Source organism: Geothrix alkalitolerans (assembly GCF_022808885.1).
Classification (GTDB): Bacteria; Acidobacteriota; Holophagae; order Holophagales; family Holophagaceae; genus Geothrix; species Geothrix alkalitolerans.
The window spans coordinates 362812-378217 of sequence record NZ_JAKZLE010000001.1 but is presented as its reverse complement, the minus strand read 5'-3'; the positions used below and the strand labels follow the sequence as shown (position 1 = coordinate 378217).

The window sequence follows — 15406 nt, the reverse complement described above, 5'->3', positions numbered from 1 at the left end:
CCCATGCCCATCCGCTTCCGCGTCCATGGCGCCGTCCAGGGCGTGGGCTACCGCCGCTTCGCCGAGCGGGAGGCCCGGGCCCTCGACCTCGCAGGCTGGGTGCGCAATGAGCTGGATGGATCGGTGAGCGGCGAAGTGGAAGGCCCCGATACCGCCCTGGCGGCCTTCCGCGCCCGGCTGGCGGAAGGTCCGGCCTTCGCGGCCGTGGGGCGGCTGGACTGGGAGGCCCTGGATGTGCGATCCTCGCTTCCCCTTCCTTTCCAGATCATCAGGTAGCCATGACCCTCACGACTCCCCTCACCGCCTTCGTCCGCGATGTTCCGGACTTCCCGAAAGCCGGAATCCTCTTCCGGGACATCACGCCCCTGCTGTCGCACGCCGAGGCGTTCGGCGAGGCCGTGGAGGCCATGTCCCAGCCTGTGCTCACCCTCCAGCCCACCCACGTGCTGGGCCTGGAATCCCGGGGCTTCATCTTCGGCAGCGCCCTGGCCCAGAAGCTGGGCGTGGGCTTCGTGCCCGCCCGCAAGCCCGGCAAGCTGCCCATGCCCACCCACAAGGAGGCCTACGGCCTCGAGTACGGCAGCGATGCCCTGGAGATCCACAAGGATGCCTTCGGTCCCGGCGACCGGGTGCTCATCGTGGACGACGTCATGGCCACGGGCGGCACCGCCGCCGCCGCCCAGCGCCTCGTGAACCGCACCGGCGCCCAGCCCGTGGCCCTCACGGTCTTCATCGAGCTGACCTCCCTGCCCGGCCGCGAGAAGGTCGAGGGGCTGCCGGTGTTCAGCGTGCTTCGCTACTGAAGAAAAGGCGGAACGCGAAGCGCGCGAAGAACAGCGCGAAGACCGCGAATGGATGCTTAGTCAAAAAAGGACATCCTGGCCATCGGCTTGCTTCCGCCTGGAATGATCGAACCGCGAAAGACGCGAATCACCCTGCGGGCGCCCGAACGGCGCACGGCCTTGCTTCCGCCTCCACACGCGGGGCGGGCCTGGCGGCCTCCAGGCGCCGGCAATCCCGCCCCGCGTGTGGCCAATCGCGCATGGCGCGATTGGGGGCCGAAGGCCCAGGCGGCCGAACTCCGTTGCGTTTCGCGCCCTTTCGCGTCATTCGCGGTTGCTAGTGTAGTGCGCTCAAAATAGACGGATTCATTTGCAGGTTCTCGGCACTTGATACTGAGGGGTATCGAGTGCGGGAATTTGTGCGAATTGAACTGACCAATGATGAGCGAGAGCGGCTGGAGGGCATGACCCGAAGCCGTACCTTGGCTGCGCGGTTGGTGCAACGAGCGAAGATGATCCTGCTGAGCGCGGAAGGGCAGTCCCAGAGAGAGATTGCTGAGGTTTTGGGGTGCAACTTCAAAACCGTCGGCGAGTGGCAGAGGCGGTGGATTGCCGCAGGATTCGAAGGCATCGAGAAGGAGCGCCCCGGGAGGGGCAGGAAGTCCTGGGTGGTTTCAGTCGTGAGTCAGGAACTTCTCCGCAAGACGATGGAGGACGCGCCCGATCAAGCCACCCACTGGAGCACACGGCGCATGGCAAAGGCGCTGGGGATCGGTGCCACGACCGTGCGGAAGGTGTGGAGGCAGCACGGACTGAAGCCGCATCGCATCGAGACGTTCAAGTTGAGCAACGACCCGCAGTTCGAGGAGAAGCTGGTCGATGTGGTGGGGCTGTATCTCAATCCGCCTGAACACGCCATCGTCCTATCCGTGGATGAGAAGAGCCAGATCCAGGCGTTGGACCGGACCCAGCCCGGTCTGCCGATGAAGCCCGGGCGCTGCGGAACGATGACCCACGACTACAAGCGGAACGGCACCACAACTATGTTCGCTGCCATGAATACGCTGACGGGCCGGATCATCGCCGAATGCATGCCCAAGCATCGCCACCAGGAGTGGCTGAAGTTTCTGAAGCGGATCAACCGCGAGACCCCGAAAAACCTGGATCTGCACATCGTCTGCGACAACTACCGGACGCATAAGCACCCGGTGGTCCAGGAGTGGCTGGGAAAGCACTCCCGATTCCACATTCACTTCGTCCCGACAAGCTCCTCATGGCTGAACATGGTCGAGCGCTATTTCCGGGACATCACGGAGAACCACATTAGACGCGGTGTGTTCCGGAGCGTGGACGACCTGGAGCGCACGATTCTGGAGGCGGTCGAGCGACATAACGAAGCACCCAGACCTTACATTTGGACCGCCAAAGCCACCGATATCCTCGCCAAAGTCATCCGCGCCCGGGCCTCGCTCAATGCTCCAGGTATTTCGCGCGACCCACACTAGCGCTTTTGGCTGAGTCAGGCCGATAACCAGGAAGGACACCCCTTTCAGCCTTCGCGCTTTTCTTCGCGCCTTTCTTAGCGCCCTTCGCGTTCCGCAGTTGCCTTTTGTCCTCGCGGCCTCCCGCCCAGCAGCCCCATCTCCTCCAGGCTGTCCCGGATGCCGGCCTCCGGCTCGCGGGGCGTCACGCCCAGGTCGCGCAGCAGGCGCGGATTGAGCACCCGCCGGGACTCCCGCAGGAAGGCCAGGAGGCCCGGGCTCAGGGTGCCCTGGGCTTCCGCCCAGGTGACTTCCCGGGGGGCGGGCAGGCCCGCCAGGGCCGCCACCCGCGCCGTGAAGGCGGCCATGCTCTCGGAGCAGCCGTCCGCCACGTTGACCACGCCCGCCACTGGTCGCGCCAGGGCCGCCAGGCAGGCCGCCACCAGGTCGTCCACGTGGATGCGGTTGCCCGGGCCCGAGTCCTCGGCCCGGAGCACCGGCTCGCCGCGGCGCAGGCGGTCCAGGGGCAGGCGGTGGGGGCCGTAGATGGCCGCCACGCGCAGGATCACGCAGCGGACCTCCCGCGCCTCGCACCAGCGCCGGGCCTGGCCTTCCGCGTGCAGCCGCTGGCGCGCGCGGTCATCCGCAGGCGCCGGCGGGGCGGACTCGTCCACCGCCGCGCCGCCCGTGTCCCCGTACACGCCGGTGGTGCTCACGTACACGAGCACCCGGGGCCGGGCCGGGCCGAGGGCCGCCAGGAAGCGCCGGAACCGCCCGTCCTCGCCGTCCGGTCCGGCCGGCGGGGCCAGGTAGACCACGGCCGAGAGGTCCTCCGGAACCGGGAACGCCGCGGTCCCGTCGAAATCCGCCGGGACGGCCCGGATGCCCTCGCGGGCCAGCCCGGCCGCGGCCGCCGCCGACCGCACCAGGGCCAGCACCGGGCCCTGGCCGACCAGATGCCCGGACAGGCGCCGGGCCAGGCGTGTTCCCGTGTAGCCGCAGCCCGCGATGAGGCAGGTTCCCGCCGGTCCAGCCAGTTCATGCGCCATCCAGCCAGCATAGCCCCCGCCGTGAGAGGCTGGTCGGGGGGTTCCCCCCGGTTCGGAGCCTTTGGTGTCGCCGCTGTTCAAGATGGTCGTGCTGGCCTGGCTGGTGATCGGCCCCGTGGGGCTCTGGCTGCGCCGCCGGCGCCGACGGACCACCTGACCCGGCGGGACCGCCTCCAGGGCCGGAGGATCAGAGCTGGGGCGGCAGGGCCAGGCTGAAGCGGCTGCCCCGGGCCAGGGGCTCGTACCAGGCGTCGCCGCCGTGGTCGTGGGCGATGCGGCGCACGATGGCCAGGCCCAAGCCCGTGCCCTTCCACTTGGTGGAGAAGTAGGGCTCGAAGAGCCGGTCTCGCTCCGCCTCGGCCACGCCGGCCCCGTCGTCCTCCACGTCGAAGCGCAGCCGCCCGTCCGTGTCCGTGAGCGACATGGAGACGTGGCCATGGCCCTCCACGGCGGCCACGGCGTTGTCCACCAGGTTGATGAGGGCCCGTTTCACCATGTCCCCGTCCCAGAAGGCCTCCCGGGGACCCTGAGGGAAGGTCAGGGTCCATCGGATGCCCGGCTGGTTGGGCTCGTAGAGGGCCAGCACCTGGCGCAGCAGCTCCGCCGGATCGCAGGGCGCGAACTGGGGCGAGGGCAGGCGGGCGAAGCGGCTGAAGCTGTCCACCAGGCGCGAGAGGCTGGCGACCTCCGCCAGGATGGTCTCCGCGCCTTCCTGCACGGCCTCGGGATCCAGGCGCCCTTCGCGGGTGCGCCGCAGCAGCCGCTGGGCCGTGAGCTGGATGGGCGTGAGCGGGTTCTTCACCTCGTGGGCCATGCGCCGGGCCACCTCCTGCCAGGCCGCGCGCTTCTCGGCCTGGGCCAGGAGGGAGAGGTCCTCCAGCACGGCCAGGACGCCGCCGCCCTCCAGCGGCTCGAGGATGGCGCGCACGGGGCGGCCCTCGCCTTCGCCGCCGAGGCGCAGCTCCTCCTGCACGCCGCGGCCGGATTCGCGGACCGCCGCCAGCAGCTCGGGCAGGCGGCCCAGCCGCGGCAGGGCCGCCACGGAACCCCAGCTCTCCTCCGAGGGATCGAAGGCTTCCAGGCCCATCCAGGTCTTGGCCGCGGCGTTGAAGGTGCGCAGCTCGCCGTCCGCCCGCCAGCTCATGACGCCCACGGGCAGGGCCGCCAGGATCTGGCCCAGGTAGGCCCGCTGCTGCTCCAGGCGGCTGGCCTGGGCCTCGATGGCGGCGCGGCTGGCCTTGAGGTCGCGGATCATGGCGTTGAAGGTGCGGGCCAGGAAGGCCAGCTCGTCCTCGCCCATCTCCGGGATCTGCACCTCCAGGTCCCCGCTGCCCACGCGCTGGGCGGCCTTGGCCAGGGCGCGGATGGGCTCGCTCAGGGACTTGGCCAGCGCCAGACCCGACCACACCGCGAAGAAGAGCGTGAGCAGGGTGAGGAAGAGGAAGGTGCTCTGGGGCAGGGTCTGGAGCGTGGCGCGGGCGGCCCGGATCTGCTGGCTCTCCCGGTAGCGCTGCTCCAGGGCCAGCACCCGCTCGAGGGTCTCCCGCGGCATCAGGATGCCCACGGCCCAGGTCCCGTCGCCCCGGGGCACGGTGCGCAGCAGCCAGAGGCCCTCGCGGGTCTCCCGCCCGCCCTCGGCCCCCAGGCCGGCCAGGTCCGGCGGCTCGAGGCCCTCGCGCAGGTCCATGGCCTTCACGCCGCCCTCGCCGCCCTTCACGCCTTCGCCGGCCCGGGGCCCGAGGAAGGCCACCAGGTCGAGGTTGGTCGCGGCGCGGAGGGCGGGCGCCTCTGCCGAGGGGGACTCCAGCAGGCGGCCCGCGCCGAAGTCCAGGCGGGCCTCGGCGGCGGCGCGGAGATCGCCGGCCACCTTCTGCCCGTCGCGGATGGCCACCTCCGTCTCGGGGCTGAACCAGCGCTCCACGTTCTTGTTGATGAAGTTCCGGCCCACCAGGAAGAGGATCAGGCTGGGCACGATGCCCACGATGAAGAGGGTCAGCACCATGCGGGTGCGCAGCCGGGAGCCCAGGATGCCGCTCTTGCGCTCGAAGTAGAGCTTGGCCAGGCTGCGGGCCACGATGAAGAGCAGGGTCCCGATGGCCAGCACGTTGGCCAGGCCCAGGGCGATGAGGGCCCAACGCGAGGGCGCGTCCAGCCCGCCCTCCGCCACGCGGTTCCCCACAGCCTTGTAGCTGAGGATGATCATGACGATCAGCACGCCCAGCCCCACCGCCACGTAGAGTCGGGTCAGCTCGGGGTGGCGCTTGGGCGGCTTGGGGACCATGCCAGCAGGCTATCCTGGAAGCTCCCCGAAAGGCAGGGCGATGGATACGGAGACAGCCGCGAGCAGGGCCTTCCTGGCCGACCTCGCCCCGGTGGAGGACGCGGCCTGGGATGAGGTCGAGACGGCCTCCGGCCGGCGCCCCCGCCTATCGGCCGAGTTCTGGACCTCCCGCCAGCGGCAGGCCGCCAACCTCCACGAGATCTCGTACCGGGCCTGCTACAAGCCCCAGCTCCCCCGGCACTTCATCGAGCGCCTCACCCTGCCCGGCGAGCGGGTCTACGATCCCTTCAGCGGCCGGGGCACCACGGCGCTGGAGGCCGCCCTCATGGGGCGCCGCGTGGCCGCCAACGACCTCAACCCGCTGTCCCGCATGCTGGCGGAACCCCGCCTCACGCCCCCGGAGCCCGCCGCCGTGGCCGCGCGCCTGACGGACATCCCCCGCGCCGCCGCCTCGGACGGGCTGGACCTGTCCATGTTCTTCCACGCCGACACCGAAGCCGAGATCCGCGGCCTCCGGGCCTGGTGCCTGGGCCGCGAGGCCGCGGGCGAGCTGGACGCGCTGGACGCCTGGATCCGCATGGTGGCCACCAACCGCCTCACGGGCCACAGCCCCGGCTTCTTCTCCGTCTACACCCTGCCGCCCAACCAGGCGGTCAGCGCCGACAAGCAGCGCCAGATCAACGCGAAGCGCGAGCAGGTGCCCCCCTACCGGGACACCCACGCCCTCATCCTGAAGAAGACGAAGCAGCTCCTCGCCGGTCTCGACGCCCTGGCCCTGCGGAACCTGGCGATGGCGGCCGAGGACGCGATCTTCCTCACCGGCGAGGCCCGGTCCACGCCGGCCCTGGCGGACGGCTCCGTGACCCTCACCGTCACCTCGCCACCCTTCCTCGATGTGGTCGACTACGTGGGCGACAACTGGCTGCGCTGCTGGTTCAACGGCCTGGACGCCCAGGCCATCGGGCGGGGCCTCAGCACCCACCGCACGGTGGAAGCCTGGTCCCAGGCCATGGGCGAGGTCTTCGCCGAGCTGTTCCGCCTCACCCGGCCCGGCGGCTTCGTGGCCTTCGAGGTGGGCGAGGTGCGGGGCGGCAGGCTGAAGCTCGACGAGATCGCCCTGCCCCTGGGCCTGGCGGCGGGCTTCCGCGCCCACGGGGTGCTGGTGAACACCCAGGTCTTCACCAAGACCGCCCACATCTGGGGCGTGGACAACAACGACAAGGGCACCAACAGCAACCGCATCGTGCTGTTCGAGAAGGCCTGAGGGTCAGGGCCACCGTGGCCTTCGCCAGAGCCCAGCCCGGGATCCAGGCGAAGCCATGGTTAAAAACCGATGCAAAAATCATTTTGATTCATTGACTCAGGTTCAATAAATCCCATCTTGGGGCTCTGTCCTTGGCTGCCCAGCCATTCCCGGGCAGATGCCTTGGGCCGCCAGACCCAGCCACCCGAAGGTGCGACCATGACCGCGACCGCCACCGCCCCCCTGACGCCAGACATGGCCGCCCTCAAGGCCCGACTCAAAGCCGTGTGGATGGCCGGCAACTACGGCCATTTCGCCACCTACCTGGAACCGGGGGCCCTGGAGTTCCTGAACCGCCTCGGCCCCGAGCCCGGCACGCGGATGCTGGACGTGGCCTGCGGCGCGGGCCAGATCGCGATTCCCGCGGCGCGGGCCGGGGTGCGCGTGACGGGCATCGACATCGCCACCAACGCCATCGAGGCCGCGCGGTCCCGCGCCAAGGCCGAAGGCGTGGAGGCCCGCTTCGAGGAAGGCGATGCGGAAATGATCGCCTACGAGGATGCGGCGTTCGACCTGGTGGTGAGCCTCATCGGCGCCATGTTCGCGCCTCGGCCCGAGCAGGTGGCGGCCGAGCTGGTGCGCGTGTGCCGGCCCGGCGGCCGCATCGCCATGGCGAACTGGACGCCCGAGGGCTTCGTCGGCCAGATGTTCAAGGCCATCGGCAAGCATGTCCCGCCGCCCCCGCTCATGGCGCCCCCGGTGAAGTGGGGGGACGAGGCCACGGTCCGCGAGCGATTCCGCGAGGGCGTGGCGAAAGTGGAGACCCGCAAGCACCTGTATCCCATGCGCTATCCCTTCCCGCCAGGGGACGTGGTGGACTTCTTCCAGACCTACTACGGCCCGCTCAACCGGGCCTTCGCCTCGCTGGATTCCGACGGGCAGATGGCCCTGCACCAGGATCTCGAGCAGCTCTGGGCCGACCACAACCGCGCCCAGGACGGCACCACGGATGTCGACGCCGAGTACCTGGAAGTGGTGGCGCTCAGGAAATAGCGGCTTGCCCCAGACCCGGAAGGGCCGACCCTTGTCCTGGTTTCAGAACCAGGAAGGGGGCGGGATTGGGACTCAGAGTCCTGCTGGTCTATCCGGAAATGCCGCCCACCTACTGGAGCATGCGCTACGCCCTGCCCTTCATCGGCAAGAAGGCGGTCTTCCCGCCCCTGGGCCTGCTCACGGTGGCGGCCCTGCTGCCGGAGGGCACCGAGGTCTCCCTGGTGGACCTGAACGTGACGCCGCTGACGGATGCCGCCCTCGCCGCGGCAGACCTCGTCTTCATCTCCGCCATGATCGTGCAGAAGGAATCCATGGCGCGGGTCGTCCGCCGCTGCAACGCGCTGGGCAAGCCGGTGGTGGCGGGCGGGCCCTACCCCACCAGCTGCCATGACCAGATCGAAGGCGTGGCCCACTTCGTGCTGAACGAGGCGGAAGTCACGCTGCCGCAGTTCCTCCAGGACTACGCCAAGGGGGAAGCCAAGCCCCTCTACGCCAGCGCGGAGAAGCCCGACCTCACGCGCAGCCCCGCGCCTCGCTTCGACCTGGTGCGGCGGAAGGACTACGCCGAGATGGCCCTGCAGTTCTCCCGCGGCTGCCCGTTCGATTGCGAGTTCTGCGACATCATCGAGCTCTTCGGCCGCCGTCCCCGCACCAAGACGCCGGCCCAGTTCCTCCACGAGCTGGAGCTCCTGCATCGAGAAGGCTGGCGCGGTCCCCTCTTCCTGGTGGACGACAACTTCATCGGGAACCGCCGGGAGGTGAAGGCCCTGCTCGCCGAGCTGATCCCCTGGCAGCGCGCGCACCACCACCCCTTCGCCTTCTTCACCGAGGCCAGCCTGGACCTGGCCAGCGACGAACCCCTCATGGACCAGATGGTCCAGGCCGGCTTCAACATGGTGTTCCTGGGCATCGAGACGCCCGACCTCTGCGCCCTGAAGGCCGCCGGCAAGCAGCAGAACCTCCGGGCCGACCTGCTCGCCAGCGTCCGGACGATCCAGCGCAAGGGCATGGAGGTCTGTGGCGGCTTCATCGTGGGCTTCGACAGCGACCGCGGCGACATCTTCGAGCGCCAGGCCCGCTTCATCCAGGAGGCCGCCATCCCCACGGCCATGGTGGGCCTGCTCACGGCCCTGCCCCGTACCCGCCTCCACCGGCGTCTGGCGGCGGAGGGGCGCCTCACGGGCGATTCCGGCGGCGGCAACAACACCCACGACCTGCGCCTCAACTTCCTCCCGAAGATGGAGCCCCGCAAGCTCGTCGACGGCTACAAGCGCCTCCTGGCCGAGCTCTACCAGCCGGACCGCTACTTCGACCGCTGCCTGCGGCTCCTGAAGACCCTGAAACCCCATCGCGCCACGCGGCGGAAGCTGCACGCCATGGAGCTCCGGGCCTTCGTCCGGTCCCTTCTCGTCCAGACCTTCTCGCGCTACGGATGGGCCTACTGGCGCTTCCTGGTGAAGGGCTTCTTCGCGCGGCCCCTCATGGTGCCCGAGACCGTCACCCTGGCCGTCAAGGGCCACCACTACTTCAAGATCACCCGCAGCCTCCTGGAGCTCGAGCGGTTCAAGGCCAGCCTGCAGGAGCTGGCGCGGACCTTCGAGGCGCGCCTCCAGGCCGCCCGCGCGCAGGACGTGCCCCAGCGCCTACCCCAGCATTTGGCCGAGCTCAGATCCGCCCGCGACCGGGTGCTCGCCCAGATGCAGGCCCGGTACCGGCGCCTTCCCCAGGACTTCCGCGCCTACGCCGACGACGCCGTGACCGCCTTCCGCGCCGGCCTGGACGAGCGCCTCGCCCGCATCGCAGGCGAGGCGCCGATCCCCATCTCCTGAGCTGATTCCAAGGACTCAGGGTGTAGCCTACGTCCTCGGGCGCGGGGGCCCGGGGGGATGCGCGCAGCACGCCGATGGATCCCTGCCATGCATGCATGGCAGGGAGAACCCCCGGACAACATTAAAACCGATAGCCGACACCCACCCCGAAGAGGAACGGATCCACCTTCACCGTGGTGACCTTGGCGCCGGCGGCGGTCTTCACGTCGCTGCGGATCTGCGCGACCTTCGCATCCAGGTTGATGAAGCACTGCTTCGCGACCTTGACGTCCACGCCCACCTGGGCGGCGAGGCCGACGCTGGTCTTGTCCAGGTCCAAGGCGCCGCCCGCCAGCTTCACATCGGAGATCAAGGTGAGGTTCAGGCCCAGGCCCACGTAGGGATCCACCGTCTGGCCCGGGAGGAAGTGCCACTGGGCCGTGAGGGTGGGCGGCAGCTCCTTGAAGGTGCCGATCTTCGCGCCCGACAGGGTGACGTCGTGCTCCTGGGGCACGGTGAGCACCAGCTCCGCGGCGAGGTTCTTCGTGAAGAAGTAGCTGATGTCCACTTCCGGGATGGTCTTCGAGCTGACGTGGATGGCGTCGGCGGGGAGTCCGGAGGCCGCGTCGGACTTGTCGGCGGGCTGGAGCGAGACGGCGCGCAGGCGCACCATCCATGGCCCTTCCTGGGCCTGGAGCGGGGCAGAGCTCAGCAACCCGGCGGCCAGAGCCACCGGCAGGATGAGGGACTTCATGGGACATCTCCTTGGCATCGCCCCGGAAGCGGGGCATGGGACACAAAGGCCCCCCGCCCCGCCATGGGACGGGGAGCCGGTTCACACGCGAGGGATCAGGTCAGAACGAGGTACGACGGTGGTGTTGGAGAGCAAGCCCAATCGCGGATCCGCCGCGATGGGGCGCGGGGGCCCGGGGGTGTGCGCGCAGCCCGAAACCCCCGGACAGCCTCAATACGCAGGTCCCTTGCGGATGCTCTCGGCGGTCACCGCATCCCGGAACGTCAGGTACACCCACAGCTGGTAGCCGATGACCACGGGCAGGAAGCAGAGCACCACGCCCAGCATGATCTTCAGCGTCAGCGGGCTGGAGGCGGCGTTGAAGGCCGTCACCGAGGCCACGGGATCGAGGCTGGAGGGCAGCAGGGCCGGGAAGAGGCCCGCCACGCCGAAGAGCACGGCGCCCAGGATGAGGGCCGACGAGGCGAACCAGGCCTTCCACCAGGCGCCCTTCCCTGCGAAGACCCGCGTCAGCAGCAGGCCCGCCACGGCCAGCAGGGGAAGGACGAGGAGGACGGGCTTCGCCAGCACGTTCTGCCAGAGCCGCGTGCTGAACCAGGTCTGGACGAGGAAGGCCACGGCCACGACGGCTTCCATCAGCCACAGGGTGGTGGCCATGCGGCCGGCCCGCGCCTGCAGGTCGCCCTCGGTGCGGGTGGTCAGCCACAGGGCGCCATGCACGGCGAAGATCAGCACGAACAGCGCGCCGCCCAGCAGGCCGTAGGGGTTCAGCAGCGTGAGCAGGTTGCCGTGGAAGATCCCCGCGGCGTCCAGGGGCAGGCCCTGGAAGATGTTGGCGAAGGCCACGCCCAGCAGCAGCGCGGGCAGGAAGGAGCCCGCCACCAGGCAGGCGTCCCACGTGGCGCGCCAGCGGGCGCTGTCCACCTTGCCCCGGAACTCGAAGGCCACGCCCCGCAGGATGAGCGCGAAGAGCAGCAGCATCAGCGGCGTGTAGAGGCCGGAGAACATGATGGCGTAGGCCCGCGGGAAGGCCGCGAAGGTCACGCCGCCCGCCGTGATGAGCCACACCTCGTTGCCGTCCCAGAAGGGCCCCATGGCGTTCACGAGGATGCGCTTGTCGGTTTCGTCATTCGCCAGGAAGGGGAACAGCGTGCCCAGGCCCAGGTCGAAGCCGTCGAGCATGAAGTAGACGGCCCAGGCCACGCCCCAGATCACGAACCAGATGGATTCCAGCATGGTCGCCTCCCTCACTTCGCGGCCGCGGCGGCGGCGTCAGGGCCCTTGCGGGCGAACGTGAACAGCAGGTAGAAGTCCACGGCGCCCAGCAGCGCGTAGACGAGGAAGAAGGCCGCGAGCGAGGTGCCCACCTGCGAGGTGGCCAGGGGCGACACGGCGTCGGAGGTCTTCATCAGGCCGTAGACGATCCACGGCTGGCGGCCCAGCTCCGCGATGGTCCAGCCCAGCTCGTTGGCCAGGTAGGGCAGCGGGATGAGCCAGGGCAGCACCTTCAGGAAGCGCGGCTGCTCCTCGATGTGGTGGCGCTTGAGGAAGGCCCAGAGGCCCAGCGCCAGGAACAGCACGCCCAGGCCCACCATGGCGCGGAAGCTGAGGAACACGGGCAGCACGGGCGGGCGCTCCGACGCGGGGTAGTCCTTCAGGCCCTTCACCTCGCCGCCGGTGGAGTAGGTGGCCAGCAGGCTGAGGCCGCTGGGGACGGAGAGCGACTGCATGGCGTTGCGCTCGCCCTTCGCGTCGGGCCAGGCCAGCAGGTGCATGGGCACATTGCGGCCCGTCTCCCAGTGGGCCTCCATGGCCGCCAGCTTGGTGGGCTGGGCGGTGCTGAGGATCTCGGCGTTCATGTGGCCCTGGGCGATCTCGAACAGCGCGAAGATCAGCGTCCAGGCCGCCGCCAGGCGGAAGGACTTCTGGAAGAAGGCCGTCTCATGCTTGCGGATCAGGTGCCAGGCGGAGATGCCCAGCACGAAGAAGCCCGCCGTGAGGTAGGCGCCGCCCAGGGTGTGGATGAACTCCAGGATGGCGAAGCGCTGGGTGATGACGGCGACGAAGTCCGCCAGCTCGGCGCGGCCGTTCCGCAGCACGAAGCCCGTGGGGTGCTGCATCCAGGCGTTGGCCACCAGGATCCAGAAGGCCGAGAGGTTCGAGGCGATGGCCACCAGCCAGATGGCGGTGACGTGGGCCTTCTTCGAGAGCTTCTCCCAGCCGAAGTGCCACACGGCGATGAAGGTGGACTCCAGGAAGAAGGCCGCCGTGGCCTCGATGGCCAGCAGCGAGCCGAAGATGTCGCCCACGTAGGCGGAGTAGCGCGACCAGTTCGTGCCGAACTGGAACTCCAGCGTCAGGCCCGTCACCACGCCCACGGCGAAGTTGATGAGGAAGAGCTTCCCCCAGAACTTCGCCATGCGCTTGTAGTCCTCGTCGCCGGTGCGCACGTACTGCGTCTCCATGAGGGCGACGAGCATCGAGAGGCCCAGCGTCAGGGGCACGAACAGGAAGTGGAAGTAGGTGGCGACCGCGAATTGCAGGCGCGACAGGGCTAGGACATCCAAGGTGTCCTCCTTTCAGGGGGGGGTATGGGTGAGTGCGCTAGGAGACGGTACAGGCCGACGCCGCCGTCCGGACGGCGGCGTGGCGGGAGAGGTGGGCGCTGAGGTGCGCCTCGGAATCGTGGGCCAGGGCGTCGAAGCGCACGCCCGCCAGGTGGTCCCGCAGGGCCTGCGTGGCGGCCGCCCAGGCGCCCTGCACGGGGCAGCCCTTCGACAGGGGGCAGATGTGCTTGCCGTCGAGGCACTGGTTGAGGACGATGCCGCCCTCCACCGCCTCGATGACATCGAGCAGCGAGATCTCCGCGGCGGGCCGCGCCAGGCTGATGCCGCCCCCCGTGCCCCGGGCCGTGCGGAGGATGCCCGCCTTCACGAGGCTGGCCGAGAGGCGGCGCACGAAGGCCTCCGGCAGGAGGCGGAGCTGGGCGATCTCGCCGATGGAGACGCGCGTGCCGGGCTCGAGCGTGGCCAGGTGCAGCACCAGCCTCGCCGCGTAGTCCGTCTGTCTGGAGATGCCGATCATGGGGCCCCGGAATGTGACTATTTCACTAACATTACCGAACGAGTCACATTGGTCAATACCCATGGGTCAACAATTTTGCGGATGACTGAGTCCCCTTCTCAGCACGCCGGAGCCGGCCCGCTCAGCTCTGCCCGCCCCATCCCGGCGGCTCGACGAGGACATAGGCCCGGCCGTTCTCGTTCCAGGCCTGGGCCCGGTGCCCCTCGGAAGCGATCCGGCGGGGCTGGTCCGAATCGAAGGGCAGGCCCCGGAGGGTGCGGTCGAAGACGTAGATGGCCCGGCCGTCCTGGAGGTAGTAGCAGACGGCGCGGCAGGCCTCCATGTCGCACACGCAGCCCCCCTTCATGGCCTGCCCGGCCAGGCACTTCGGCAGTGCGGCGGAGAATCCGGCGGCCTGCGCGGACCATCGCCGGCCCTGCTCCCCGGAATCCGGGCCGGAGGCCCCCGCGGTGAACTCCATGCGCGGGCCCTCCATGTACTGCTGGATCGAAGCCCGGGCGAGCCGCGAGCCTTCCTGGCCGCGCCCGAGGGCCATCCACCCCCAGGTTCCCCCGCCCAGGAGGACCATCAGCAGGGCGGCGATCCCCAGGGCCGGCCAGGTCCAGCGCGAACGCCGCGTTCCGGCCCCGAGCAGCAGGCTGCGCCGAAGATCGTCGGGGGCGGCGCCGGGGCGCAGGGTGTCCTTGAGCTGCTGGTCGAACCCAGGGGTCGAGGTCATGTTCCGGGTCATACCGCACCTCCTTTCACGGGGCGCCCTTCCTCTGCCATGGCGGCCTTCAGGGCCGCCTTGGCCCGGTGGATCCGGCTCTGGACGGTGCCCAGGGGAAGGTCCAGGAGGCCACCGATCTGCTCGTAGGAGAGCTCCTGCTGGAAGCGCAGGAGCAGGATGGACCGGGCCGCCTCGGGAAGCCGGTCGAGGGCGCCGGGCAGCGCCGCCAGCAGCGACGGATCCACCGCCTCGTCCACCTCGGGGCCCGGCAGGTTCTCGAAGGCCTCGTCGTCCCAGACTTCGAACCGGGCGCTGGCCCTGAACTCCATGGCGATCTCGTGGCGGAGGATGGACAGCAGCCAGCCGCGGGCCGCCAGGGCGTCCCGCAGCTGGCCCAGCTTCTCGAAGGCCTTGAGAAAGGTCCGCTGGACGAGCTCCCGGGCGAGGTCCTCCTGGCGGAGCTTCGCCCGGGCGTAGGCATACACCGCATCCAGATGCGCCTCCACGAGGGATTCAGATGTCAGGTCCAAGGGATGTCCCGCATGCCGTCCTCGACGCGCCCGCCCGTGGCGACCACCCCGTGCGGCATCCGGACGAACCGGCCGGGACCGGGGCGCGGTGGGCCACTCCACCAGACCACAGGACGGATCAGGACGGCAAGTACCAGGACTCGGCGGGTTTCTCGGACGGAGCGGGCTGGGCGTGGCTGGCCTGGTTCATGGGGCAGGCTGTCTCGCAGCAGTCCATGGGATTCGCCGCCGTGGCGGCGGCATCCTCCCAGGTGGGCAGGTACCAGGCGGTGGGGGCCGTCACGGCCGGGGCCGCGGGGCTCTGCACCTCATCGCAGGCCATCATGCCGTTCGTCGCGGCCTTCGCCTCCTCCCAGGTCGGCAGGTACCAGGAGCCGGTCGCCTCCGGGGCGGGCGCGTCGTGGGCGGCCTTCGCCATTCGCATGTGCGCCATATCCATGTGCGACATGTCCATGTGCGCCATATCCATCTTCATGGTGCAGGAGGCCATCTGGCAGGCCGAGGGGGCATCGGCGTGCATCGAATGCATCGAATGCATCGAGTGCATGGAGCCTGCGCCCCCGGCGAAGGCGGGGGCGAACGCGGCAAGCGCCAGCAGGGCGAGTGGGGTTGGAGTGATCTTCATGACTTCT

Annotated in this window: 15 protein-coding genes; 6 read left to right on the top strand and 9 right to left on the bottom strand. The window is 69.6% G+C overall.

Features of this window, described 5'->3' with window-relative positions; genetic code table 11:
• The first annotated feature begins 3 nt into the window (after nucleotides 1-3).
• The 3 genes from MLJ35_RS01700 to MLJ35_RS01690 all read left to right on the top strand — a co-directional run bounded on the left by MLJ35_RS01700 (nucleotide 4) and on the right by MLJ35_RS01690 (nucleotide 2287).
• Entirely contained in the window at nucleotides 4-276 is a 273-nt protein-coding gene (locus MLJ35_RS01700) for an acylphosphatase (protein WP_243382503.1), read from the top strand.
• A 2-nt stretch (nucleotides 277-278) separates the two neighbouring features.
• Nucleotides 279-803 (top strand): adenine phosphoribosyltransferase, encoded by a 525-nt coding sequence (locus MLJ35_RS01695; RefSeq protein WP_243286589.1) that lies wholly within the window; start codon nucleotides 279-281, stop codon nucleotides 801-803.
• A gap of 386 nt (nucleotides 804-1189) precedes the next feature.
• Entirely contained in the window at nucleotides 1190-2287 is a 1098-nt protein-coding gene (locus MLJ35_RS01690; RefSeq protein ID WP_420843012.1) for an IS630 family transposase, read from the top strand.
• Nucleotides 2288-2361: 74 nt separating this feature from the next.
• Here the strand turns inward: MLJ35_RS01690 and MLJ35_RS15770 are convergent, their stop codons facing one another.
• Nucleotides 2362-3312 carry an NAD-dependent epimerase/dehydratase family protein gene (locus MLJ35_RS15770; RefSeq protein WP_275976283.1) on the bottom strand — a complete coding sequence of 317 codons (951 nt, stop codon included), beginning with the start codon at nucleotides 3310-3312 and terminating at the stop codon, nucleotides 2362-2364.
• A gap of 187 nt (nucleotides 3313-3499) precedes the next feature.
• Nucleotides 3500-5593 carry a sensor histidine kinase gene (locus MLJ35_RS01675; RefSeq protein ID WP_243382499.1) on the bottom strand — a complete coding sequence of 698 codons (2094 nt, stop codon included), beginning with the start codon at nucleotides 5591-5593 and terminating at the stop codon, nucleotides 3500-3502.
• A 40-nt stretch (nucleotides 5594-5633) separates the two neighbouring features.
• Here MLJ35_RS01675 and MLJ35_RS01670 point away from each other — a divergent pair, with 40 nt between their 5' ends.
• From MLJ35_RS01670 to MLJ35_RS01660, 3 genes are all read left to right on the top strand, one after another.
• Nucleotides 5634-6857, top strand: a complete 1224-nt coding sequence (locus MLJ35_RS01670; protein ID WP_243382497.1) for a DNA methyltransferase — start codon at nucleotides 5634-5636, stop codon at nucleotides 6855-6857.
• Between the two features lie 198 nt (nucleotides 6858-7055).
• Nucleotides 7056-7889 carry a class I SAM-dependent methyltransferase gene (locus tag MLJ35_RS01665; protein WP_243382495.1) on the top strand — a complete coding sequence of 278 codons (834 nt, stop codon included), beginning with the start codon at nucleotides 7056-7058 and terminating at the stop codon, nucleotides 7887-7889.
• 65 nt (nucleotides 7890-7954) lie between these two features.
• A complete protein-coding gene (locus MLJ35_RS01660; protein WP_243382493.1) occupies nucleotides 7955-9718 on the top strand; it encodes a B12-binding domain-containing radical SAM protein in 1764 nt (587 codons plus the stop codon).
• 121 nt (nucleotides 9719-9839) lie between these two features.
• On the opposite strand, the gene MLJ35_RS01655 is transcribed toward MLJ35_RS01660, so the two are convergent.
• From MLJ35_RS01655 to MLJ35_RS01625, 7 genes are all read right to left on the bottom strand, one after another.
• Nucleotides 9840-10451: an OmpW/AlkL family protein gene (locus tag MLJ35_RS01655; protein WP_243382492.1), complete on the bottom strand. Its 612-nt coding sequence runs from the start codon at nucleotides 10449-10451 to the stop codon at nucleotides 9840-9842.
• Nucleotides 10452-10661: 210 nt separating this feature from the next.
• A complete protein-coding gene (cydB, locus tag MLJ35_RS01650) occupies nucleotides 10662-11687 on the bottom strand; it encodes a cytochrome d ubiquinol oxidase subunit II (protein WP_243382490.1) in 1026 nt (341 codons plus the stop codon).
• A gap of 11 nt (nucleotides 11688-11698) precedes the next feature.
• Nucleotides 11699-13018, bottom strand: coding sequence for a cytochrome ubiquinol oxidase subunit I (locus MLJ35_RS01645; RefSeq protein WP_243382488.1), 1320 nt, complete (start codon nucleotides 13016-13018; stop codon nucleotides 11699-11701).
• Between the two features lie 37 nt (nucleotides 13019-13055).
• Entirely contained in the window at nucleotides 13056-13535 is a 480-nt protein-coding gene (locus tag MLJ35_RS01640; protein ID WP_243382486.1) for an RrF2 family transcriptional regulator, read from the bottom strand.
• A 121-nt stretch (nucleotides 13536-13656) separates the two neighbouring features.
• Nucleotides 13657-14265, bottom strand: a complete 609-nt coding sequence (locus MLJ35_RS01635) for a hypothetical protein (RefSeq protein WP_243382484.1) — start codon at nucleotides 14263-14265, stop codon at nucleotides 13657-13659.
• Nucleotides 14262-14774, bottom strand: a complete 513-nt coding sequence (locus tag MLJ35_RS01630; RefSeq protein ID WP_243382482.1) for an RNA polymerase sigma factor — start codon at nucleotides 14772-14774, stop codon at nucleotides 14262-14264. Before MLJ35_RS01630 ends, MLJ35_RS01635 begins: the two co-directional genes overlap by 4 nt.
• A gap of 118 nt (nucleotides 14775-14892) precedes the next feature.
• On the bottom strand, nucleotides 14893-15399 hold the full coding sequence (locus MLJ35_RS01625; RefSeq protein WP_243382480.1) for a hypothetical protein: 507 nt from the start codon (nucleotides 15397-15399) through the stop codon (nucleotides 14893-14895).
• Nucleotides 15400-15406: the final 7 nt, after the last annotated feature.